Source organism: Kitasatospora sp. NPDC004272 (assembly GCF_053603035.1).
In genome coordinates, this window is sequence record NZ_JBSGET010000006.1 from 33,735 (window position 1) to 56,788 (window position 23,054).

The 23,054-nt window shown below is 74.6% G+C and carries 14 protein-coding genes; 2 read left to right on the forward strand and 12 right to left on the reverse strand.

The genetic code is table 11. The features are described from left to right. Positions 1-20 precede the first annotated feature (20 nt). Positions 21-824, forward strand: coding sequence for an exodeoxyribonuclease III (locus ACWEO5_RS03820; RefSeq protein WP_452159808.1), 804 nt, complete (start codon positions 21-23; stop codon positions 822-824). A 26-nt stretch (positions 825-850) separates the two neighbouring features. Here ACWEO5_RS03820 and ACWEO5_RS03825 read toward each other — a convergent pair whose 3' ends face one another. Genes ACWEO5_RS03825 through ACWEO5_RS03850 form a run of 6 tightly spaced genes read right to left on the reverse strand, consistent with a single transcriptional unit; the run spans position 851 to position 10,691 of the window. Then, on the reverse strand, positions 851-4,879 hold the full coding sequence (locus ACWEO5_RS03825) for a tetratricopeptide repeat protein (RefSeq protein ID WP_452159810.1): 4,029 nt from the start codon (positions 4,877-4,879) through the stop codon (positions 851-853). Further along, positions 4,876-6,210, reverse strand: a complete 1,335-nt coding sequence (locus ACWEO5_RS03830; RefSeq protein WP_452159812.1) for a hypothetical protein — start codon at positions 6,208-6,210, stop codon at positions 4,876-4,878. The genes ACWEO5_RS03825 and ACWEO5_RS03830 overlap by 4 nt, the downstream gene beginning before the upstream one ends. Next, positions 6,207-8,318: a hypothetical protein gene (locus ACWEO5_RS03835; RefSeq protein ID WP_452159814.1), complete on the reverse strand. Its 2,112-nt coding sequence runs from the start codon at positions 8,316-8,318 to the stop codon at positions 6,207-6,209. The genes ACWEO5_RS03830 and ACWEO5_RS03835 overlap by 4 nt, the downstream gene beginning before the upstream one ends. Positions 8,319-8,326: 8 nt before the next feature. Beyond that, entirely contained in the window at positions 8,327-9,298 is a 972-nt protein-coding gene (locus ACWEO5_RS03840; RefSeq protein ID WP_452159816.1) for an AAA family ATPase, read from the reverse strand. Further along, positions 9,295-10,266, reverse strand: a complete 972-nt coding sequence (locus ACWEO5_RS03845) for a hypothetical protein (protein WP_452159818.1) — start codon at positions 10,264-10,266, stop codon at positions 9,295-9,297. The genes ACWEO5_RS03840 and ACWEO5_RS03845 overlap by 4 nt, the downstream gene beginning before the upstream one ends. Beyond that, on the reverse strand, positions 10,263-10,691 hold the full coding sequence (locus ACWEO5_RS03850) for a hypothetical protein (RefSeq protein WP_452159820.1): 429 nt from the start codon (positions 10,689-10,691) through the stop codon (positions 10,263-10,265). The genes ACWEO5_RS03845 and ACWEO5_RS03850 overlap by 4 nt, the downstream gene beginning before the upstream one ends. Before the next feature lie 594 nt (positions 10,692-11,285). Here ACWEO5_RS03850 and ACWEO5_RS03855 point away from each other — a divergent pair. Further along, the gene (locus ACWEO5_RS03855) at positions 11,286-12,410 is read left to right on the forward strand and encodes an SUKH-4 family immunity protein (protein WP_452159822.1); all 1,125 of its coding nucleotides are present in this window, start codon (positions 11,286-11,288) and stop codon (positions 12,408-12,410) included. Positions 12,411-12,497: 87 nt separating this feature from the next. On the opposite strand, the gene ACWEO5_RS03860 is transcribed toward ACWEO5_RS03855, so the two are convergent. The 6 genes from ACWEO5_RS03860 to ACWEO5_RS03885 form a co-directional block, all read right to left on the reverse strand. Further along, positions 12,498-13,394 carry a geranyl diphosphate 2-C-methyltransferase gene (locus tag ACWEO5_RS03860; protein ID WP_452159824.1) on the reverse strand — a complete coding sequence of 299 codons (897 nt, stop codon included), beginning with the start codon at positions 13,392-13,394 and terminating at the stop codon, positions 12,498-12,500. Between the two features lie 57 nt (positions 13,395-13,451). Next, complete coding sequence (locus ACWEO5_RS03865) at positions 13,452-14,783, reverse strand: family 2 encapsulin nanocompartment cargo protein terpene cyclase (protein WP_452159826.1); 1,332 nt, start codon at positions 14,781-14,783, stop codon at positions 13,452-13,454. 491 nt (positions 14,784-15,274) lie between these two features. After that, positions 15,275-17,713 carry a glycoside hydrolase family 9 protein gene (locus ACWEO5_RS03870; RefSeq protein ID WP_452159828.1) on the reverse strand — a complete coding sequence of 813 codons (2,439 nt, stop codon included), beginning with the start codon at positions 17,711-17,713 and terminating at the stop codon, positions 15,275-15,277. Between the two features lie 187 nt (positions 17,714-17,900). Beyond that, positions 17,901-18,194 (reverse strand): DUF6191 domain-containing protein, encoded by a 294-nt coding sequence (locus tag ACWEO5_RS03875; RefSeq protein ID WP_452159830.1) that lies wholly within the window; start codon positions 18,192-18,194, stop codon positions 17,901-17,903. Between the two features lie 407 nt (positions 18,195-18,601). Beyond that, positions 18,602-20,245, reverse strand: coding sequence for a glycoside hydrolase family 13 protein (locus ACWEO5_RS03880; RefSeq protein WP_452159832.1), 1,644 nt, complete (start codon positions 20,243-20,245; stop codon positions 18,602-18,604). Positions 20,246-20,383: 138 nt separating this feature from the next. Next, positions 20,384-22,993 carry a carbohydrate-binding protein gene (locus tag ACWEO5_RS03885; RefSeq protein ID WP_452159834.1) on the reverse strand — a complete coding sequence of 870 codons (2,610 nt, stop codon included), beginning with the start codon at positions 22,991-22,993 and terminating at the stop codon, positions 20,384-20,386. Between the last annotated feature and the right edge of the window lie 61 nt (positions 22,994-23,054).

Sequence of the window (23,054 nt, forward strand, 5' to 3'; positions counted from 1 at the left end):
CGAACCGGTACCCTCACTGCGTGCAAAGCATCACGACAGTCAACGTCAACGGGATCCGGGCCGCCGCCAAGAAGGGCTTCCTGGAGTGGATCGACGACACCAAGTCCGAGGTGGTCTGCCTCCAGGAGGTGCGCGCCGAGCCCGAGCAGTTCGCCGAGGTGCTGGCCCGCCTCGACGGCTGGCACGCCGTCTGGGCCCCCGCCGCCGCCAAGGGCCGGGCCGGGGTCGCCGTGCTCTCCCGCCGCACCCCCGACGCCACCCGGATCGGCTTCGGCTCCGCCGAGTTCGACCTCTCCGGCCGCTACGCCGAACTCGACCTGCCCGGCCTGACCGTCGCCTCGCTCTACCTCCCCTCCGGCGAGGTCGACACCGGACGGCAGGACGAGAAGGAACGCTTCATGGCCGAATTCCTCGTCCACCTGGGCGAGTTGCGCGCCCGCGCGGCCGCCGAAGGACGCGAGGTGCTGGTCTGCGGCGACTGGAACATCGCCCACCGCGAGGCCGACCTGCGCAACTGGAAGGCCAACCAGAAGAAGGCCGGCTTCCTCCCCGAGGAGCGCGCCTGGCTCTCCCGCGTCCTGGACGAGCACGGCTACGTCGACGTCCTGCGCCACCACCACCCCGACCAGGACGGCCCCTACTCCTGGTGGTCCTACCGCGGCCGCGCCTTCGACAACGACGCCGGGTGGCGGATCGACTACCACATGGCCACCCCCGGCCTCGCCGCCCGCTGCACCGACGCCCGGGTCGAACGCGCCGCGACGCACGCGGAGCGCTGGAGCGACCACGCGCCGGTCACGGCGGTGTACGACACCGCCGGGTAGCGGGCCGGGACGGGAGCGGGGACGGGTCAGCCCGCGCTGCTCCCGCCGTGGTCGTACCAGATGGCGGCCCGGTGGGGCAGTCCGCGGCGGACGTCCTCCGGTATCAACGCCTCCGGGTCCATTCGACGGTAGACGTCCGCTGCCTCCGCGCGCACCCGGGCGGCCTCCTCGGCACGGCCGCTCGCGTCCAGCCGGTCAGCGAGGACCAGGAGACTGGCCGCCAGGGCCGGCAGGTGGGCGTCGGGGTCGTCCGCGGCGAGCTGCCGCCGGACCGAGACGGACTCCTCCATCGCCGCGAGGTCCTCCGCGTCGCGGTCGGCCATGCCCGACAGCGTCGCGAGGAGGTTCAGGCTCGCTCTCAGTCCGGGCAGGTGGACGTCGGGATTCGCGTCAGCGAGCCGACGGCGGATGTCGACCCCCTCGGCGGCGGCCGCGAGGGCCGCCTCCTGCTCGCCCTGCCCGTGGAGCAGCGCGGCGAGGCCGATGAGCTCCGTGGCGAGGTCCGGCAGATGGGCGGCGGGATCGGCGGCGGCGAGCTGCCGCCGGACCGAGACGGCCTCCCCGAACGCCGACAGGGCCTCCGCGCCGCGGCCGAGGGCGGTCAGTGTCGCCGCGAGATTGCCCAGGCTCATGCTCAGCCCGGGCAGGTACGCGGCGGGACTCACCTCGGCGAGTCGACGGTAGATGTCGGTCGCCTCGGTGACGACGGCGAGAGCGGCCGCCTCCTCCCGCCGCTCGACCAGTGCCGCGGCGAGGTTGACGAGGCCGGCGGCGAGGTCCGGCAGGTGGGCGTCGGGATTCGCCGCGGCGAGCCGGCGCCGGATCGAGACGGCCTCCGTGCCGGCGCTCAGGGACTCGGCGTGGCGGTCCAGGTCGGCGAGCCGGGTGGAGAGGCTGTCGAGGCCGGTGGCGAGGTTCGGCAGGTGGGCGTCGGGGTTGGCTTCCGCCAGGCGGCGGTAGGTGTCGACCGCTTCCGACGCCACGGCCAGGGCTTCGGCGTGCCCGGCGCTCTGGCCCAGTTCCCCGGCGAGGTTGACCAGGCTCCCGGCGAGGCCCGGCAGGTGGGCGCCGGGGTTCGCGTCCGCCAGGCGGCGGTAGGTGTCGACCGCCTCCCGGCTGGCGGCGAGCGCCTCCTGGTGGCGGCCGACGGTGGCGTACCGGACGCCGAGGTTGCTCAGGGCGGCGGCGAAGGCGGGCTCCGCGCCGGGGCCGGCGGAGCCGCGTCGGATCGCGACGGCTTCCTCCGTGGCGGTCAGGGCCTCGTCGAAGCGGCCCTGCTCGGCGAGTTGGACGCCCAGGTTGCTGAGGCCGGTGGCGAGGGCGGGCAGGTGGGCGTCCGGGTCCGATGCGGCCAGGGCGCGCCGGATCGCCACGGTCTCGCCGGTGGCCGCGAGGGCGCCCGCCCGGTCGCCGGTGCCGAGGAGCCGGAGGCCGAGGTCGTTGAGGTGGTCGGCGAGGCGCGGCAGGTGGGCGGGATCGGTGTCGGCGAGCGCGCGGTACTCGGCAGCGAGGCGTTCGGTGAGCCGGAGCGCCCGGAAGGCCAGCCGTTCGCTCTGCTTCGGGAGGCGTGCGGCGAGCCGTTCCAGTTCGGCGAGCGGGGTCCCGGGCCGGTCGGTGATCTGCCGCAGGGCGTCCAGCAGCGGGCCGGGGTCCTCGGTCCGGACGGCGACGTCGACGGCCACCGGCCCGAGGAGGACGGCGTGGCCCACGCACAGTTCGGTGAGCTGCCGCCCGAGCCGGTCGTCGAAGACGGGGTGGGTGGCGGCCCGGGCGCAGACGCCGACGAACCGGGTGGCCTGGGCCGGGGAGACGGCGGGCAGCAGGTGGTCGGCGAAGCCGGGGTCCGCGTCGAGGCAGCGGCCGATGAAGCGCTCGTTCAGCCGGTCGGGCTGGAGCGAGTCCCAGGGGCGGGGGTGCGCGGACGGTGCGACGGCGCCGATCCAGGCCCGCACCGCCGCGCGCTGCTCCTCGGCCAGGCCCGCCAGGCCCGGTACCCGGCGCAGGAGCGCGTCGGCCTGCTCCTCGTCCTCGGCGCCGAACATGAACGCGGCGGCCAGGGCCCCGAAGCGGCCCGCGTGCGACAGCACGGTGCGCAGTCCGCGCGCTTCGGCGAGTTCCAGCCAGTACCACTCCTCGTGCTGGAGCAGCCGGTCCTCGAAGTCCTCGGACCCGCGGGTCTCCTCCTGCCCTTCCGTCCCGCCCGCGATCCGCCGGGCGGTGTCCAACAGGTCGGCGAGCGCGGTCATGTGGAGGGCGAGCATCGTTCCGGCGGCCCCGACTCCGGGGTGGTCACCGGAAATCCGGGCATCGACGAGACGCTCGGCGATGCCCGGCCAGTCGTGGCCCCTCCAGCCCATGACCTCGGGCAGGGCCGCCGCGAAACCGTGCACGGCGAGCAGGTACTCCTCCGCGCCAAATGATCCCAACTCATATTCCAGTGAAGGAAGTTCGAAAACGAAAGCGGCTTCCAGGAGTTCCTCGGCGGCCCGGTCGGCGGCCCGCAGCTCGCTCCACCAGTCGCCCGCCGTACGGGCGAGCAGCAGCAGTTTGAACGGGGTGCCGGGCCGCCGGGCCGCGAGGGCGGCGAGCAGCCCGGTGACCTGTTCGACCCGCCCCTCGGCGTAGTCGACGACGACCAGCGCGGGCACGGTCGCCAGCGTCAGCCGTCCCAGGTCCTCGACGGGGGCGTCCCCGCGCAGCCAGAGGACGGCCCAGCCGTCGGCGGTGAGGAGGTTGCCCAACTCCTGGGCCAGCCTGGTCTTTCCCTGTCCGCCGGCGCCGTGGACGAGTGCGGTCCCGGTGCCCGGCTCCCGGCTCCAGCCGTCGAGGTCGGCGAGCAGGCCGGCCCGGCCGTGGAACGGGAGGACCTCGTTGCGGGCCCGGAGCAGTGCGGCCGGTGAATGCCAGGCGCGCTGCTCCCGGGTGGGGAGCAGGTCGGCCCACTCCTGCCACTCGACCGGTTCGAGGCGCAGGTCGGCCCTCGACGGGTGCCGGGCCAGCACCTCGCGGAAGGCGGGGTCGCCCATCAGTTCGGCGCAGGGCAGCACCCGTGCCTCGGCCCGCAGCGGGTCGTGGCCGACCAGCACTCCGGCGAGCAGGTCACCGCAGAACACGGCGCTGCCGGCCGCCCCCGGGGCGCCCCAGGTGAACGGGGTGAGCGAGTACGTCGCGGGGCCCCGCCGCGGTGTTCCGTCCTGCCGGAGGAAGCCGGACCGGGAGAACGCCTGCACCAGCGAACCGTCCATCGGCCACGGTTCGGACGCGCCCAGCACCCGGCACGGCGTCTCCCCGTCCGTGACCAGCGCCCCCCAGCCGACGGTGGCGCTCCACCTCACGGACCCCGGGGCACGGTCCGTGAGGTGGATCAGCCCGATGCTCTCCTGCCACCAGACGGACCCGGCCCACGCGACGGTGGCGTCCAGGACGGTCCCGTCCGGCTCGTGGACCCACAGCACGGCACCCGGGTGAACCCCGAGCGGTAGGACGGTCAGCACCAGGTCCCGTGCGATCTCGTAGCCCGAGGCGCGGAACCCGGTCTCCGGCACGGTGACCGCGACGACCTGTTCGACCCGCGGCCCCCACCCGTACCGGGGCTCCGCCCCGTCCGCCGGGGCCGGCGCGTCCGGCTCCCGCGCGCGGGGCGGGAGCGGGACGGTGGGCTGCTCGTCGGCACCGGCGTCCGGGTCGGTGCCGAGCGGGAGGTCGAGGGTGCGGAAGGGGATGCCGCCGGCGGTGACCAGGGTGAGGCGGAGCCGCGCCGGCTCGGGCTCGGGAGGCGGGAAGTCGGCGGCGACGTGGACCGCGAAGCGGGCCGGGCCGTAGGTTCCGCCGTAGCGGTGCAGGACGAGGGCGGTGGCGCCGATGGCCTCGATCTCGACGCCGGGGCAGCCCGCGAGCATGCACCCGATCGCGAACTCCTCCTGCTCGTAAGGCCATTCGGGTACCGGGCCGGTTCCGGCGAGTTCGACGTCGACGGTGACGAGGTAGCTGCGTCCGGCCTGCGGCTGGTGCGGCCAGCTCACCAGCGGGCGCAGTTCGACCGTGGGGTGGGTCATCGCTCCGCCCCCTCCGCCGGGCCCCCGCTGCCGTCGGACCCCGGCGGGGTGAGGTGGAGCGTGGTGTCCGGGTGCCCGTAGTACACGTACAGGAAACTGGTCAGGAAGCGCCTGTAGTTCTCCTCCAGGTCCGCCGGGTCCTGGGCGGACGCGTCCTGGCCGGACGGGGCGTGGGTGAGGGCCCGGTGGTAGTGCCGGCGGTGCTCCTGGAGGACACCGGCCAGGTTGACGGGCTTCTCGGTGGCGGTGCGCAGCAGGCGGGTGGCGAAGTCGTGCGAGTGGCCGCTGTCGATGTCGCCGATGACCGCGACCACGGCACTGGCCCCGTGGCGGAGGAACAGTTCGACGAAGCTGCGCACCGGCCGGCCGGGCAGCCGGTCGTCCTCGATGGCCTGCCCGGAGGAGCAGGAGTTGAGCACGACGGGGGGCCGGAACTCCTGGAGGCGCTTCATCGGGTAGCCGGTGAAGCGGTTCAGCGAGGGGCCGCCGATGACGAACTCGCCCGCGGTGGGCGCGTAGAAGCCGTGGCAGCGGAGCATCACCAGGCCGAGCGGCCCGTCCTCGGGGCGGTCGAGGCGCCGCATGAAGGCGTCGACGGTGCGGTGGGGCGGTTCGAGCAGGTGCTCGGCGAAGGCGTCGACGGGCATGGCGAGGTTCTCCTCCTCCAGCATCAGCAGGCCGCCGGTGTTGACGTGCTGCGCCGCGGAGTAGCCCGCGACGCGGGGGCCGTCCTGGACGCTGGTCCAGCGGACGACCGGGACGAGTTCGCCGAGCCAGCCCTCGGGTCCGCCGCCGGCGTGCGCGGACGGCTGGTGGTAGAACAGCTCCCAGGGGATGTTGTGCGCGGTGTTGTCCCAGACGACGAGCCGGGGGCGGGGTTCGGCGGCGAACAGGTCGCGGATCCAGCGGACCAGGGTGCTCTGGTACTGCCACCAGTTGCGCACCTCGTAGTAAGCGGCCTCCCAGGGGCCCTCGCGTCCGGGCCGGACCGGTGCCTCCCCGGCCTCCTTCATCAGCCGACTCAACGAGAGTCCGAGTTCCGGAAGTTCGGGCCGGCTGGGCGCGGACTGGACGTTCCGGGCGTGGTGCCAGGTCATCGAGAGGCCGGGGCGGTCCGCGGGGCCGCTGCCGGTGACGCAGAGCATCGCGGTCCCGGTGGGCAGGGCCGCGCCGAGACCGGCCCAGCCGGGGTCGAACTCGTCCGGCGGGTCGGACGGCACGAGGTCCGGGGGCTCGGGTGCGGCCGCCGGGGGCGGAGCCGGGCGCGGGGCCGGGAGCCCGGTGTCGGCGTCGAGGAGTCCGCGCATCGAGGACGGCTGGCGGGTCGTCACCTGGGCCGCCCCACCCGGGAGCCGGGGTCGGACGGGCCGGGGTCGGACGGGCCGGGGGCTTCGACCGGGTCGAGCGGCTCCAGGAACAGTTCGGCGCCCAGCCGCTCGGCGAGGTCGTGGACGAGTTCCGGGTACAGGCCGGTCTCGGGGGCGAGCAGCACGGTGCGGGCGGGGGCGAGCCCGCGGACCACGGCGGCCGCGGCGAGGGCGTCGGTGACCCCCTCGCGACCGACCCGGGCGGTGACCCGGCCGAGCAGGCTGGCGTCGAGCGGCACGTTGCCCCGGCCGTCGGTCACCACCACCAGCACCGCCTCCTGGTGGCCGCCGCGGGCCCGGCGCTTGAGCCGGCGGAGTTCCTGGGCCGTCAGGTCCAGCGCGTGGGCGAGCGGGCTGGCCAGGCCCGGAGCCCGTCCGACGGAGCCGAGGACCCGCGGGTCGAGGAGCGAGGCCGCCCGGTACCGTTCGGCGGCCGGTTCGGTCGGGGCGCCGCGGTGGCCGAACTCGACGACGGTGACGGCGGCGTTCTGCCGGTGCGCCCAGCGCAGGAACGGGGCCAGCGCGGGGGTGGGGTCCCAGCCGGTCCGGCAGGAGTGGTCCAGCAGCAGGAGCAGCGTGCGGCCGCTGTCCCGGGCGTGGCGGTACTGGCGCAGGTCCGCCGCGCTGACGGCCAGCCGGGCCCCGCCGGGAGCGCGGACGGCTCGGAACTTCGCGGCCTCCAGCAGGGTGGGGACGAGCGCCAGGCCGTGGAGGTCCCGGGCGGGCCGCACCCCGGCGCGGTGGCCGCCCGCGGGCCGGTCGCCGCCGGCGCGGCGGTGGTCCGCGCGCAGCGAGGCGAACGGGGGCAGCGCGTCCGGGTCGTCCTCCGGGTACGGCGAGGCCCCGGGGGCGTCGGCCACCACGGCGGGCCCGGCGGCGAACGGACGGGGTGCGGGCCCGGCGACGGCGGAACGCTCGACGGTCGCCCCGGCGGCCGGCAGGACAGGAGCGGTGTCCGGGACGGTCGGCCCGGTCGGCTCGGCGGCCCCCTCCAGTACGGACGGCGGGACGGGAACGGGGCCGTTGGCGGCGGGCGTCGCGGCCGGCCGGGGCGGTGTCAGACCGAAGAGCCGGGCCGCCTCGTGCACGTGCTCCGCCCCGATGCTCCCGGCTCCGGCCGCCGTGGCCAGGGCCCGGGCGGTACGGGCCAACGCGAGGTCCCGCCGGTGCCCGGGGCCGCCGGGCATCCGCGCGACCACCAGGGCGGCCGCCTCCGCACCGAGCGGCACCGGACGACCGGCCCCGGCCCGGGCGGGCATCGTCGCGCGCAGCAACGCCAGGTCGTCGGGCACCGCGGGCCCGCCGGCGGCAGCGCCCTCGGGACCGAGGGACACCGGACGGCCGACCTCGGCCCCGACAGGCGACGCGGCGCGCAGCGACACCGGGCCGTCGGGCGCCACGAGCCCCTCGGCACCGGATACCACGGACTCATCGGCGACGGCCGCCCTCGCGACGGCGGTGCGCAGGGCGGTCAGGGCCCCGGCGAGGTCGCCCGCGTCCGCCCGGAGCGGGAAGCGGTCGAGCAGGTGCGGGGAGAGGCTGCCGGCTGCGGTGCGCGGCAGCGCGGCCAGCCAGCGGGCCCGGGGTTCCCAGCGGAAGCTGTGGCCGAAGCGTTCCTGGGCGGCGGCGTCGGAGTCGAGCAGGGCGAGGGCGGCGTGGACGACCGGGAGCGGGGCGTGCTGGAGGTCGGGCACCAGGACGACCGGTGGCGGCCGGTCGTGGTCGTCCTCGACCAGCGCACCGGGTTCCAGGACGAAGCCGTCGGCGGCGGGCGCCGTCCGGAGCCAGAGGTTCTCGGCGGTGGTCCAGGCGCCGAGCACGACGAACGGGTCCTGCCCCCGCCGCCCCGGCACGGCGGCCGCGCCACCACTGCCGCTGCCGTCCGACCGTCCGGCGTCCGCCCCTCCCCCGTCCGTCCCTCCACCGTCCAGCCGTTCGGCGAGCAGTCGTCCGAGCAGTGGCAGCAGTGCCGGTTCCAGATCGAACAGCAGCAGGCCGCCCAGCCGTGGTTCGGCCGCCACGCAGTCGAGCAGGGTCAGGATCCGGGCGAGCGGGGCGGGGGCCGGGGGCACGGGCGGGGTCACTGTTCCCGTCCGGCCGGGGCCGAGAGGAGTTCGTCGACCTGGCGGTCGTGTTCGGGTCCCCAGGCGGGCAGGGTGCCCGATTCTCCGGTGGCCCGGCGGTGGACCAGGGCCGGTCTGGCCACCCGTCGCAGGTGGTCGGCGGTGACGGCCGGCGCGTTCTCGATCGCGGCCAGTGCCCTGGCGGCCCGGCCGAGCACCAGGTCGCCGCGGTGGCCGACCAGGCGGAAGGCGGCGGCGATCCGGGCGCAGTCGTGCAGGGTGCGTTCGCCGTAGGCGACGGTGCCGAGTCGGCGGCGGGCCTCGTCGAGAACGGTCTTGCGAGCCTGGTCGCGGGCGAGGGCGTCGGTGATGAACGCGGAGGCGGGGTCGTCGCGTTCGGCTTCGAAGCGCAGCACGGTCTCGATGATCCGGCGGCGCCGTTCGGGGTCCTCCTCGGGGGCGGCGTCGGCGACCAGGCCGAAGCGGTCGAGGAGTTGGGGGCGCAGGCCGCCCTCGTCCGGGTTCATGGTGCCGACCAGGGTGAAGTCCACCTGCTCGCGGTGTTCGGCCCGGCCCTCCCGCTGGATGCCGAGCAGTCCGGTGGAGGCCACGTCGAGGATGATGTTGACGAGGTGGTCGTCGAGCAGGTTGATCTCGTCGACGTAGAGGATCCGGGAGCCCGAGTCGGCGGCCTCGACCAGCAGTCCGTCCTCCGGTTCGGCGGCGCCCTGCATGAGCTTCTCGATCCGCCAGCCGCCGATCACCCGGTCGTCGGTCGCCCCGATCGGCAGGGTCACCGGGAGTTCGCCCGCGACCATCAGGCTGAACGCGCGGACGGTGGTGGTCTTGGCGGTGCCGCGCTGCCCGGTGGCGAGCACCCCGCCGACGGCCGGGTCGACGTGGGCGATCTCCAGGGCGGCGCAGAGGTCTTCCTGGCCGACCAGCAGCGAGTACGGGAGGATCCGCCGTCCGGTGCCGCGGGGTGTCACGGGGTGCCTCCGTTTCCGCCGCCGATGGCGTAGGTGCGGGCGGGGTCGAGCGGGATGCCCTGCCGCCAGAAGTCGCTGAGTTCGGTGTGCAGGGCGTGTTCGTCGGCCTGGCTGGCGGGCGGGGCGAACTGGAGGGCCTTGAGCAGGTTCGCCCGGTGCAGGTCGAAGGCCACCCGGATGCTCTCGCCGTAGCCGAGGGCGGCCTGGACCGCGCCGCGGTAGGCGGCGGCCGCGACGGCGAGCGGGAGCAGGGCCAGCAGCAGCCACCAGCTGGTGCGCACCAGGAGCACCCCGGCCGCGGCGGCGGTGACCGTCATGACGGCGGTGATCCGGACGGCGCCGTCCAGGGCGTCGCGCCGGTCGTCGACGAGGGTGCGCACGTCCGGGCCGAGCACCGGGTAGAGCCGGGGCCAGGCCGCGACCGCGTCGAGGCCGTAGGGGCGTCCGGCACTGTCCTCCGCGGCGGCGAGGGCGTTGCCCAACGCGGTGCGGCGCAGCAGGTGGTCGGGGTGCGGGAAGCGGCGGCGCAGTTCGTACCCGGCCTCGCCGGCCCGTTGGACCTGTTCCGGCGTCAACGTCGCCGTCCCCTGTGGGAGTTGCGCGGCCACCTGGAGGGCGCGCCGGCGCTCGCGCTGGCGGGCCAGGGCCCAGCCGCCGCCGAGCCAGCCGGGCCAGGCACCCTGGAAGGCGCGGACCAGCGGGAGTTGCAGCGGGTTGAGCAGCACGCCGAGGAGGGTGACGGCGAGCAGCAGCACGACCAGTTCGCCCGCGCCCAGCTCGCCGGCGGTCGCCCAGGCGGCCTTGAAGCTCAGCCCGGCCGCCGCGGGGGCCGCCCAGCCGCGGGCGCCCGCCCACACCAGCGTCAGCAGGAAGGCCAGCGCCGCGTACGTCGGCAGGAAGCCGACCAGGAAGAACCGTCGGCCGCCGCCGAGTTCCGCGGGCGGTTTGAGGGTGTCGGAGAGGTTCATCGCCGGAACTCCAGGGGGCCGTGTCCGGCGACGCCGCACTCCGGCAGGTCGCGCGGTTCGTAGTACGAGCGGACGGCCGTCGCGCCGCAGGACCGGCAGGCGAACCGCACCGCCTTGAACTGCTGGGAGGGGCCGGGCAGCGCGGCCCGGTCGGCGCCGCCGAACTCGGGCTGCTCACCGGCGGTTCCGGCCGTCGCGCGGAGCCGTCGGCGGGTGGCGATCCCGATGTCCTGCCCGTCCAGCCGGATCGTCAGCGCGGACAGTTCCGGCCGTTCGCGGAACCTGGCCTCCAGCCGGGAGCGCACCTGGTCGGACCGGTCCTCGGCCGAGACGTCCAGGTGGCCGCCGGAGTCCGCCGGCCGGGCCTCGGGGTCGATCAGCTGGGCCAGCGCGGCGCGCGTCCACCTCACACCGTTGTCCGTCATGGCCCCCCTCGGGATGGACGATGCGGCTCGATCCTACGGTCGAGCGGCCCGCCGCGAAGGGCGTTCGGCCCACTCCGGCGACAGCGTCCGGCCGGCCCCGTCCGGTGCGCCGGCCCTCCAACCTCGCCGGGGCGGCGGTGGGCTACGGTGTCCGGGCACCGGAAGCGCGGGACGGCACCCGGGCGCCGGACGGCGGCCGCCCCGCGGCGGGACGCGCGGGACGCACCGGACAGCCCTCCCGACGACGATCCGCGCCCGACCCGCACCACGGAGCACGCCGATGACCACCGGACCCGAGCCGACCCCCCGTCCGAACCGCGCGTTCCGGCCCGCCGAGCTGCCCGCGCTGATCGAGGACCCGCTGTTCCTGGCCGGGGTGGACCGGGAGCGGCTGCTGGCCGGCATGGCCGAGTGCTGGCCGGACGGGGTGCCGGCCGGCACGCTGGCCGAGGACGTGCACCACCTGGAGCGGCTGGGCGTGCGCCCCACGGCGGGGCGGCACGGCGAGTGGCTGTCCTGGCTGCACCTGCTGCTGGTCAGCCACGGCCGGGCGGCGGACGCGGAGCTGCTCGCGGGTGCCGGGCACCGGCTGCCGTGGCGCACCGTCTGGTCGCGCTGGGTGCCGCCGGGCGCCCGGGCGGCCTGCCGGGCCCCGGGCGGCCGGGTGGTGGGGCTGCGGGTGGTGGAGCGGGACGGCACCCCGGTGGTGTCGGTGCAGGAGCGGTACGTGCTGGCCCGGCCGGAGCGGACGGAGCCGGACGACGAGGACGCCTACTACGCGTACGCGGTGGACCCGGCCGACGGCACCGTGCTGGCCGGGCCGCGGCTGTACCGCCCGTTCGTGACCGACGACCCGGACGAGCCGGGCGAGCCGCTGCTCCCGGAGGACCTGCCGGAGCTGGGCACGGCGGCGCTGAACGGCCCGGCCGGCTGGCGCGGGGCGCTCCTCCCGGCCGCGCCCGCGCAGTTCTCGCACGCCGTACGGCTGGACGGCCCCGCCGGACCGGGCGGGCCGGACGGACCGGCCGTGTTCGGCGGCGGCTGGGGCTGCTTCGCGGCCGTGCTGGACGAGGAGGCGGACGGTTTCGCCGCCCCGTTCGAACCCGCCGGGCCCCCGCGGTCACCGCACCGGCCCCCGCCGCCCTCCCCCCGGAGGCCCGGCGGCCCGACCGGGCGTGGCTGGCCCGCTGCTACGGCCCCGACGCGCTGTGGACCCGCCCGCCCGCCGAGCTCCCGGCCGGGCTGCGGCACGCCCCCACCCGGCGGTTCCTGTCCGAGGTCGGCTTCCCCGCGCGGTACCACCCGCTGCTCGACTTCGGCTCCGAGACGCTGGCCGAGCGCGGCCTGGTCGAGTTCCGCACCGACCACCTGCACAGCCCCGGGGAGCCGGACTCCGCCGCGCTCGGCGAGCACGCCTACCTGATCGCCACCGACAACGGGGGGCTCACCCTGATCACCGTGGACGGCGACAGCGGCCGGGTCTCCCGCTACTCCACCGAGGGCTGGGAGAACGCGTACTACCTGGGCCCGCTGGCCTCCTCGGTCGAGCAGCTCGCGGCCCTGCTGCGCCTGTACGCGACGTACTACTACGGCGCGGACGAGGCGGCGCTCGCCGACTCCGGGCGCCGGCTGCGCGACTGGGCGCTGGAGCTGGACCCGGTCCTGGCCGCCTCCGACCTGTGGGCGGACGTCTTCCAGGACCGGGAGGACTCCGTCTGACCGGCCCGGACCCGGCCGGACGCGGTTCGTCCCCGGCGCCGTTCGGGCACCGGGGACGAACCGGGACGGCCGCGGGCGGACGGCGCGTCAGACCCGGTCGGCGGCGATCAGCACGTACTGGAACGAGCCGTCCTTGTAGGACTCGATGAAGGCCTCCTCGATGCCGGTGACCAGCGAGGAGGTGGCGCGCAGCTCCCAGTAGGGCAGCGTGTCGGGGGTCAGGTCGATGACGGCCTGCGGGACGAGGCGGTTGTCGGCCATCGCGCGCAGGTACTCGCGGCGGGAGTGGATGTTGCACTCGAAGTGCGCGTTGATCTGCGAGACCCACTTGGAGGGCTGGCCGTAGCGCGGGTTCCAGCAGCCGGTGATGGTGACGTAGCGGCCGCCGACCTTGAGCACCCGGGAGTGCTCGGCGAACAGGTCGTGCAGGTCGACGTACATGCTGGACTCGTTGTTCCACGAGCCGGACATCTGGCCGTTGGCGAACGGGGTGTCGAGCATGTTGCAGACCCGGGAGCGGACGTGGTCGGCGATGCCGAGCTCCTGGACCCGGCGGTTGCCGAACTCGGCCTGGGTGCTGGAGAGCGTGACGCCCTCGACCTTGCAGCCGAAGCGCTGGTGGGCCATCACCATCGAGCCGCCGCGGCCGCAGCCCGCGTCCATCAGGGTGTCGCCGGGCGCGATCGGGCCGAGGTGGTCGAGGAGCACCTCGGCCTGGGCGGACTCCAGCCGGTGCAGCTCGTTGATCAGCTTCTTCTCGTACTCGCTGTCCTCGGGGGTGCCGAGGGCGGCGGCGTCGATCTCGCCGATGCCGTAGTGGTGGTGGTAGAGCCCGTCGACGTCGCCCAGGCGCAGGTTCACCGGGCGGGCCTCGTTGTTCCAGTAGCGGGCGATGTCGCTCTGGTAGGCGGTCGCCGGGGACGGGACGAACGCGGACGCGGACGCGGACGGGGACACGGCGGTGCCGGTCTCGGTGCTGGTCATCAGGAAGTATCCGTTTCCTACTGGTTATCGGTGTTCATCGGTGCGGATCCGCTGCTGCTACCAGAAGTCGGGCAGGCTGTAGCGGTACGTGTTGGTCTGGTGCCAGTGGTGGTTGCCGTCGACCCAGGCGGCCACGCCGCGCAGGAAGCGCAGCAGTTGCGGAGCCGGGTGGGTGGCGGCGAGGGCGGCGGCCTCGGCCTCGAAGGCGTGCATCAGCTCGTTGTGGACCTCGACGGCCTTGAGGTAGCCGTCCTGGTCGGAGAGGCCCTCGCGCTCGGAGATCACCACCGGCAGGTTGAGGTGCCGGCCGGGGCTGGCGAGCTCCTTGGTGTACGAGTACAGGTCGTTGACGATGGTGGTGGCGTTGCCGGCCAGCGCGATGACCCGCTGGGTGCCGGGCAGCGCGTGCAGGTCGGCCGGCAGCTCGTAGCCGCCGACGCTGTCGGTGATGGTCGGGCAGGGGCGGAAGTTGTTGAACTGGCGCATCGCCAGGTACTCCCACACCTCGGGCACGTGGTCGGTCTCGGCCCAGGCCGCCTCGGCCAGGTAGCCCAGGTGCAGTCGGGCCATGTCGTGCCGGAACCGGTCGGCCTGGGAAGGGCTGGCCAGCTCGGTGAAGTACCGCATCGCCGAGTGGTAGGCCCGGCGCGGGGCGTCCGAGCCGAGCGACTCGGCCCAGCCGGGCGCGTACTCCGCGGTGGTGTGCAGCGGGTCCAGCGCGGTGTGCGCGAGCAGCAGCCGGCTGCCGAGGCCGACCGGGGAGCCGCCGTGGTCCTCGCAGTAGCAGTCGTCCACCGCGTTCTCGGCCACCATCAGGCGGGTGGCCAGCATCAGGTGGTCGACGGTGGGGGCGTCCGGGTGGCAGGCCACCATGTAGCGCCCGACCGAGAACCCGTCGAACTGGTTCTCCCACTCCTCCGGGAACAGGTCGACCTCGTCCACCGCCCAGTCCTTGATCCGGCGGCTGACCTCCGCCACCCGGACCGGGTCCGGCTCCGGGATCGGGTGGAAGTACAGACCCGGCACCGGGATGCCCTCCACCGGGGCCGCCGCCGCGACCGGCCCGGCGAGCGGCCCGGCGAGCGGCTCGACCGCGGCGGCGGGCTGCGGCGGCACGACCCGGAACAGCCCGCCGGTGCCGAGCCCGCTGGGGCCGCGCAGGACCCGCCCGAGCCCGGAGTCGGCGGCCGCGGCCTCGGCCTCGACCGCGGGGGCGGCCTCGGCGGGAGCCGCGCCCTCCTCCCGGACGGCCGGCGCGACCGGCGCGACCGGCGCGGCGGTGGCGGTGGCAGCCTTGACAGACGCGGTGGCGGCGGCGAGCACGGCGCTGAGGGCCGCCGCGAAGGGGTCGGCGGTCTGGGGCGGAGAGGAGAGCCCTGGCTCGGGCATCCGTGACTCCTTCACTGGGAGGGGGCGGTCTGGTCGGGGCGTGCGGAGCTGACCGGTCGGGGTACCGGCGCGCCGGTGGTGCGAGCGGGGCGAACGATCCTCGGAGAACGAAAGGATGACGAATCGGCAGAACTCGTGGGCGACTCGGTCGGATCTTGAGGAACGCTAACGCTCCGTAGGCGCGCTTCGCCCGCGCGGCAGGGGGTATTTACCTCGATACGGTGATCTTGCGGACTGCGATGTTTACCCGGTCCACCAGCGGCATTTGAGTCATCCGCCCCGAGTCGCCCCCGAACCACCGGCCCGCGACACCGCCCCTCCACCCGCCGCACCACCCCACCGGACCGTTTCCGGCCATCGCCGCACCCCCGGGCGCCCCGCCCGCGAACGCGAACGCCCCCGCCCCCGCACGGCGGCGGGGACGGGGGCGGGACGGAACGCGGGACGGAGCCCGGTCGGACGGATCGGACGGGTCGGACGGGTCGGACGGGTCAGGCGTTCGTGCAGGCGGTGCCGTTGAGCGTGAAGGCGGGCAGCGCGGCGGGCGTCCCGGTGGCCTGGAAGCCGAAGGAGGCGCTGCCGCCCGGCGCCAGCGTGCCGTTCCACCCGGCGTCGGTGGCGGTCACGGCCGCACCGCTCTGGGCCACCTGGGCGTTCCAGGCGTTGGTGATCGCCTCGTTGCCCCGGTAGGTCCAGCCCAGCTTCCAGCCGGAGACGGTGCCGCTACCGGTGTTGCGCACCGTCACGTCGGCGGTGAACCCGCTGCCCCAGCTGTTCACCTTGTAGGCCACCGCGCACCCGGAGACCGGCTGCGGCGAGGCCGAGGGGGACGGGGACGCCGAGGGGGACGGCGAAGCCGAAGCGGACGGCGACGGGGACGGGGAGGGCGACGGGGACGGCGAGGCGGAGGCCGAGGCGGACGGCGACGGGGAGCCGGACGGCCCGGTGCCGCCCGGTTCGGCGCCCCACTGCGGCGCGCCCCCGTCCAGCAGCCGGATGTTCGCCGCGTCCACCGGCGTCGAGCCGGGCACCAGCGAGATGCCCTGGTAGGACCAGTCGTTGGTGGGGTCCCAGGCGCCCGAGGAGGCGATCCGGAACTGCACCTCCTTGCGGTAGGCGGACTGCCCGGCCGGGGCGATCACGGTGTTGGAGCAGTCGACCGTGACGTAGTAGGTGGAGCCGGAGTAGAGCGTGGGCCCGCTGACCGTGCCGCACTGGTTGTAGTTGGTGGTCAGGGTGATCTGGCTCGGGCTGACCCCGGGTTCCAGGGTGAAGTAGTAGCGCAGCGAGGCGTTCTTGAGCGCGCGGGCCGGCCAGGCCGACTTGTTGATCAGGTACGCCTTGATCTCGGTGAAGTTGGTGCCGGAGGCGTTCACCGACGCCTGGACGGACATCTCCGGGCCGTCCGGGGTCTCCTTGGGCGGGAAGCTGGCGAGCGGGTTGCCGCCGTACTCGCCGTAGAGCCGGGCCAGCGCACCGGTGAAGGCGGCGTTGTAGTCGGTGGCGACCTCGTTGTTGACGTAGTTGGAGCGGTCGTCGGTGTAGGAGTCGTCGGCCGAGCTGGGGCCGCCGACCAGGGCGCCGATCAGGGTGTGCCGGCTGTCGACGGGGTTGGTGAGCTGGTCGGTCCAGGAGCCGTGGGCGGTGCGGTGGTGCGGGTTCTTCGGGGAGTTGGTGCCGAAGCCGATCAGGTAGCTGGACTTGCGGGGGTTGTCGCCGAGCGCGTAGTCGATCTGGCGGACCGCGAAGTCGTGGTAGCGGGCCTTGCGGGTGGGGTCGCCGGTGAGCGTGTCGGAGTAGACCAGGGCGACGAAAGAGGTGTTGGCGGCGTAGCGCAGCGACCCCCAGGAGTCGAGCACGGCCTCGCCGCCCGGCGAGTACTTGACCTGGCTGCCGTTGACGCCGACGGTCCACCAGTCGAGCCAGCGGTTGGCGTCGTCGACGTACTGCTGCTTGCCGGTGAGCTGGGCCAGCAGCACGTAGGCGCCGTAGGACTTGTCGTCCCAGGCGATCGTCCACTTGTAGGACTTGATCGTGGACTGCGGTTCGGTGGAGAGGTTGGCGTAGTAGCTCTCGGCCTTGGCCAGGTAGCTGCTGTCGCCGGTGGCCTTGTAGAGCCAGATGGCGCCCCAGACCAGCTCGTCGTTGTAGCCGCTCCAGGAGTTGTAGTACCCCTGGGCGTCCTTGATGCAGTCGCTGTACTTGCCCCGGTAGGTGTCGGCGAAGGAGTACAGCTGCTTGGCGTGGGTGAGCAGGGTCGCGGAGTACGTCGGGTCGCTGTCGGCGAAGACCATCGAGGAGGAGGCGAGCGCGGCGGCCGTCTCGCCCGCCAGGTCCGAGCCCGGGCAGGAGGCGTCGATCTTGTAGGCGGGCCGGGCCATCGGCAGCACCTCGGCCGGGCCCCACCAGGCGTGGTCGGCGGAGCCGCTGCCGACCTGGCCGTAGAGCACGTTGGGGGCGGGGTGCGCCTTGATCAGGTAGTCGTCGACGAAGCGCAGGTTGTTCTTCAGGTACGTCATCTGCCCGGAGGCGGTGTAGCCCGCCTTCTCGGCGATGCCGCCCCAGGCCAGCATGGTGGTCGAAGCGGCCATCGGCAGGCCGAACTTGACGTGGTCGCCGGCGTCGTACCAGCCGCCGGTGAGGTCGAGTCCGACGTCCTTGCCGTCGTCCAGCGCGGAGTCGCCGCGCCAGCTCACCCGGTTGGTGGCGGGCAGCTTTCCGGACTGCTGGGCCTCGTAGAAGAGCAGCGACTTCTGCAGCGCCTCGCCGTAGTTGTACGCGGGGGCGGCGGTGGCGTCGGCGGCGGCGGTGTGCAGCGGCAGCAGCGCACCGGCGGCCAGCGCCCCGGCCGCGCACAGACCGAGGACGGTCCGGCGGACGGAGCGGGCGCCGCGCGACGGGCGGGGCGGGGGTGCAGCGGGACGGGACATGGCGTCCTTCCGGGGCGGCTGTGGGGGTGGCCGTAGGGGTGGGGCGTGCCGATCGGATGGCCCGTGACCTGCCCGAAAACTATGGGAGCGCTCCCATTCCCGATCGGCCCGGAGCGGTGTCGGCAGGCGGTGGGCGGCGTCCATGGTGTCCGCGCCGCCACATCCGTGTCAATGCGCAACTTGGAAGTTACAAGAGGGAGTTGACACCCGGTCCGCCGTCCGGCCGGACGGTGATCGTGACCTTGCCGCCGACCAGGTCGACCCGGTTCGCGGGCGGCGCGGCGTCCCCCTCCTCGTCGCGGAGCATCCGTTCGCTCTCCCGCTGCTCGATCTGGGCGCGCTTGGACGCCTGGAACGCGGCGTGGAAGTCGTCCAGCCCCGCCTGGGAGATCGACGTCCCCCGGTCCTTGACCCCGGCCGCCCACCGCCACAGCCGCTCGCCCACCATGAGCAGGGCCAACAGGATGACCACCAGTTCCACGTTCCCACCTCCGCCCGGAAAGCGGGCGCTCCCGGTCCTCCGTGAACGTCCCACCACCGGACGGGGTTCCGGTCGGCTCCGGGAGCCGGTTCCGCTACCCGGCAGGAAAATTGACGGTGCTTCAGGAAATGTCCGACGGCCTGTCGGGGCCGAGCGCGGGAGCCGGTCCCAGCTCGAACTCGCAGATCCCCATCCCGACGAACGAGTCGTGCTCCCGGTCCAGTTGGAGCCACACCCCTCCCCGGTGGGCCGGCGGGGTGTCACGGCCCCGCCGGCCCGTCCTACGGGTGAGGTTCCACGGTACGGCGGGGCGGGGTGGCGGGTGCAGGGGCCGAACGTCCCTGGTTGCGGGAGGTCCGGGCCCCGCCCTCGGGGCCGGTGCCGCGTCAGGCACTAGGCGCTAGGCACTAGGCGGGCAGGTCGAGCCAGGCGCAGGCGTCCGGGGCCAGTCGGCCGTCCTGGAGCGGGGCGCTGGCCAGCAGGACGGTGCTGCCGGGCGGGAGTGGCTGCGGGTGGGGGGTGAAGTTGACGGCGCAGGCGAAGGAGCCGTCGCGGGTGAAGGCGAGGACGCCGGGGGCGGCGGGCAGCCAGTCGAGCCGTTCGGGCAGGGCCGCGAGGCGGTCGCGGCGCAGTCGCAGGGCGGTGCGGTAGAGGGTGAGCGCGGAGTGCGGGTCGGCGTCCTGCGCGGCGACGCTCTGTCCGGCCCAGTCGGCGGGCTGCGGGAGCCAGGGCTCGGCGGCGCCGTCCGGGGAGAAGCCGAGCGAGGGGCCGTCGGCGGTCCAGGGCAGCGGGACGCGGCAGCCGTCGCGGCCGCGGTCGGTGCCGCCGGAGCGGACGAAGGTGGGGTCCTGGATGAGCTCGTCGGGGATGGACTCGACTTCGCCGAGGGCGAGTTCGTCGCCCTGGTAGACGTAGACGCCGCCGGGCAGGGCGGTGGTGAGCAGGGCGGCGGCGCGGGCGCGGCGCAGGCCGAGTTCGCGGTCGGTGGGGGCGCCGAGCCGCTTGTTCCCCATGTCGAAGGAGGTGTCTTCGCGGCCGTAGCGGGTGACGTGGCGGATGGTGTCGTGGTTGGAGAGCACCCAGGTGGGCGGGGCGCCGACCCGGGCGTGGGCGGCCAGGGTGCCGTCGACGACGTCCTTGACGGCGTCGAACTCCCAGGCGGAGCAGAGGAATTCGAAGTTGAAGGCGGAGTGCAGCTCGTCCGGGCGCAGGTAGCGGGCGAACTGTTCGGGGCTGGGGAGCCAGACCTCGCCGACGAAGGCCCGGTCGCCGGAGTAGCCGTCGGTGATCTTGCGCCAGGAGCGGTAGACGTCGTGGACGGCGTCGACGTCCTGGTAGGGCAGGTCGGTGACGTCGGGGTCGGGGCCGACGTCGGGCAGGCCGGGCTTCTTGGCGAGTCCGTGGGCGACGTCGATCCGGAAGCCGTCGACACCGCGGTCGAGCCAGAACCGCAGCACGGACTCGAACTCGGTGCGGACCTCGGGGTGTTCCCAGTTGAGGTCGGGCTGCTCGGGGGCGAACAGGTGCAGGTACCAGTCACCGGGGGCGCCGTCGGGGCCGGTGGTGCGGGTCCAGGCGGGGCCGCCGAAGTACGACTGCCAGTCGTTGGGCGGGAGTTCGCCGTGCTCGCCCCGGCCGGGGAGGAACCAGAAGCGTTCCCGTTCGGGGGCGCCGGGGTCGGCGGCGAGCGCCTCGCGGAACCAGGGGTGCTGGTCGGAGCAGTGGTTGGGCACCAGGTCGACGATGACCCGCAGGCCGTGCCCGTGGGCTTCGGCGATCAGGTCCTGGGCCTCGGCGAGGGTGCCGAACAGCGGGTCGATGTCGCGGTAGTCGGCGACGTCGTAGCCGCCGTCGGCCATCGGGGAGAGGTACCAGGGGTTGAACCAGAGCGCGTCCACCCCGAGGTCGCGCAGGTACGGCAGGCGGCTGCGCACGCCCGCGAGGTCGCCGACGCCGTCGCCGTTGCCGTCGGCGAAGCTGCGCACGTAGACCTGGTAGATGGCGGCGGTGCGCCACCAGGGCTGGGCGGGGCGGGCGGTGGGCGTGTTCACGGGGTTCTCCTCGTTCGTGGACGGTGCGGGGCCCGCCCGCGCGCGCCTGCGGGTGCGGGTGCGAGTGCGGGTGCGGGTGCGGGCGGGCCCGGGTACGGGTGCGGGTGCGGGCGGGCGACCCGCGGGGAGCGGGCCGGGCTACCAGCCGGTGTTGCCGGTGCCGCGCTGGACGGTGAAGCCGCCGGTGACGTTCAGCGGCGCGTCGGCGGTGCCGCTGACCTGGGTGTTCGCGAAGGTGCCGTGCCCGGTGGCGTTGACCTCGATGGCGTTGTGTCCGGTCCGGTCGATGACCAGTCCGTCGACGCGCAGGTCGGCGACCTGCTTCTGCCAGGACAGCAGGAGCGCGCTGTAGGTGGAGTCCTGGACGGTGTTGTCGGTCAGGACGATCGGCTGGGTGAGGTCGCTCTGGTCGGCGTAGACCCATACGGCGCCGAGCTGGGAGTTCCAGTTGACCTCCATGCTGCCGGTGCGGCGCAGCAGGTTGCCGGAGACGGTGGTGGTGCCGGTGAAGGGCTGGCCGAAGCGGCTGGAGACGGTGATGCCGGCGCCGGCGGTGACGGTGTCGGAGATCAGGTTGTCCTGCACGCTGTTGCCGCTGCCGCCGTAGACGGCGGCGCCGTTGGCGAGGGAGGGCAGCTGCACGGTGTTGTTGCGGAAGGCGCTGTCGGTGACGGCGGCGCCGTCGGACCACATGGCCAGGGCGTCGTCGCCGGTGCCCCGGATGCTGCTGTTGGAGACGACGGTGCTGTCGACCGCGCCGTGCAGGTTGACGCCGTCGGCGTAGGTGTTGCGGATGCGCAGGTCGCTGGCCCGCAGGCCCTTGGTCGGCGCGTTGATCCACAGGCCGACCTTGGTGTGCTGGATCCAGACGTCGCGGATCACCGATCCGGTGCCGAAGTCGCCCTCGATGCCGGCCTGGCCGTTGGCGTCGTCGCGGGCGGTGTTCTGCCCGTCGATCATCAGGTCCTCGACGGTGCTGGTGCCGCCGGTGCCGTAGAGGCCGCCCTTGAGGCCGGTGCCGCGCAGCACGGTGTACCAGACGCCCGCGCCGCGCAGCTTGACGCCGGAGAGGTTGACGTGGTCGGAGACGACGTAGGTGCCGGCCGGGAGGAACAGGCCCTTGCCCTGGTTCTTCGCGGTGCTGAGCGCGTTGTTGAGGGCGGCGGTGACGTCCTGGCCGTTGGGGAGGACGCCGAGGGTGTCGGCGGAGACGTACCCGGCGGGCAGGGTGCCGGCCGGGCCGGTCTGCTCGGCCTCGACGAGGTCGAGGGTGTAGGTGGCGGCGGTGTCCGCGGCGTCCTTCTGGAAGCGCAGCACCGTGCCGGCCGGCAGGGTCCGGCCGAAGGTGGCGCGGGTCTCGTCGAAGAAGCGGTGGCCCTGCCCGCCGGCCGGGTTGTTGTCGTACGGGTAGGCGCCGTAGACCCAGGCGTAGCGGGAGGTCAGCCGCAGGTCGGGCAGGGCCTGTCCGTCGGCGTAGACGCTCAGGGTGGCGTCGAGTCCCTTGCCGTCGGCGCTGTCGGGCAGCGCGTAGCGCAGGTTGATCGCGTTGGCCGGGGCGGTGAGCTTGATCTCGACGTACTGGCCGGTGGCGGCGAGCTTGACGGCGCTGCGGCCGGAGGCTTCGGAGGCGACGCTGAGGTAGCTGCGGTCGGGGGCCAGGACGGTGCCGTTGGTGCTGCCGGCCTCGGCCTCGTAGCTGGTGAAGGGCAGGGTGGCGCCCACGCCGGCCGGGTCCGGGGTGCTGGAGCCGGACGGGGACGGGCTGGGGGTGGTGGTGCCGGTGGGGGTGGTGGGGGTGAGGCTGTCGAGGTTGACGTTGCCGCTGTCGGCGGTGGTGAACTTCAGCGCGAGGGTGTTGGCGCCGGCGGCGAAGGTGACGGGCTGCTGGACGGTGGCCCAGCTGTCCCAGTTGGCGGTGGCGGGCAAGGTGACCTGACCGGCGGCGGCGCCGTTGACCAGCAGGGTCAGCGTCCTGGCGGAGCCGGTGCCGTTGGCGTACCGGATCGCGACGCTGCCGCTGCCCGCGGCGGCCGAGGTGACGGAGAACGCGGTGCTGGCGTTGCCCTTGTTGCCGTCGGTGTAGCCGCCGACGAAGCCGGTGCCGGTGTAGCCCGCGTGGTCGGCGGCGACGGCGGCGCCGCCGGTGAGCGCGGCGGACTCGGCCTCCAGGGTGCCGCCGGGGGCGGTGCTGCCGGTGGTGGCGGTCAGGTTGTCGAGGTTGACGTTGCCGCTGTCGGCGGCGGTGAACGCGTAGGCGACGGTGTTGGCGCCGGCCTTCAGGGTCACGGTCTGCTGGACGGTGGCCCAGCTGTCCCAGTTCGCGGTGGCCGGGAGGGTGACCTGCCCGGCGGTGGCGCCGTTGACCAGTAGGGTCAGCGTCTTGGCGGAGCCGGTGCCGTTGGCGTACCGGATCGCGAGGGTGGCGGTGCCGGCGCTCGGGGCCTGGACGGTGAAGGAGGTCTTCGCCGCGCCCTTGTTGGCGTCGGTGAAGCCGCCGACGAAGCCGGTGCCGGTGTACCCGGCGTGGTCGGCGGCGACGGCGGCGCCACCGGTGTTGGCGGCGGACTCGGCCTCCAGCACGGTGGAGGCGGCCTGGGCGGCGCCGGGGGCGAGCGTCCACAGCGCGAGGCCCGCCAGCACGGCGGCGGCCGAGGCGAGGGCGGTGGCCTTGCGGGCCGGGCGGGCGCTTCCGGCGGCGCTTCCGGTGGCACGGGCGGTGGTACGGGTGGTGCCGGGTGCAGGGTACACGTGGGCTCCCGAAGGTGACCGGGGCGCGGCGGCTCCCGGTGTGGGGGGTGGGGGTGGGGGG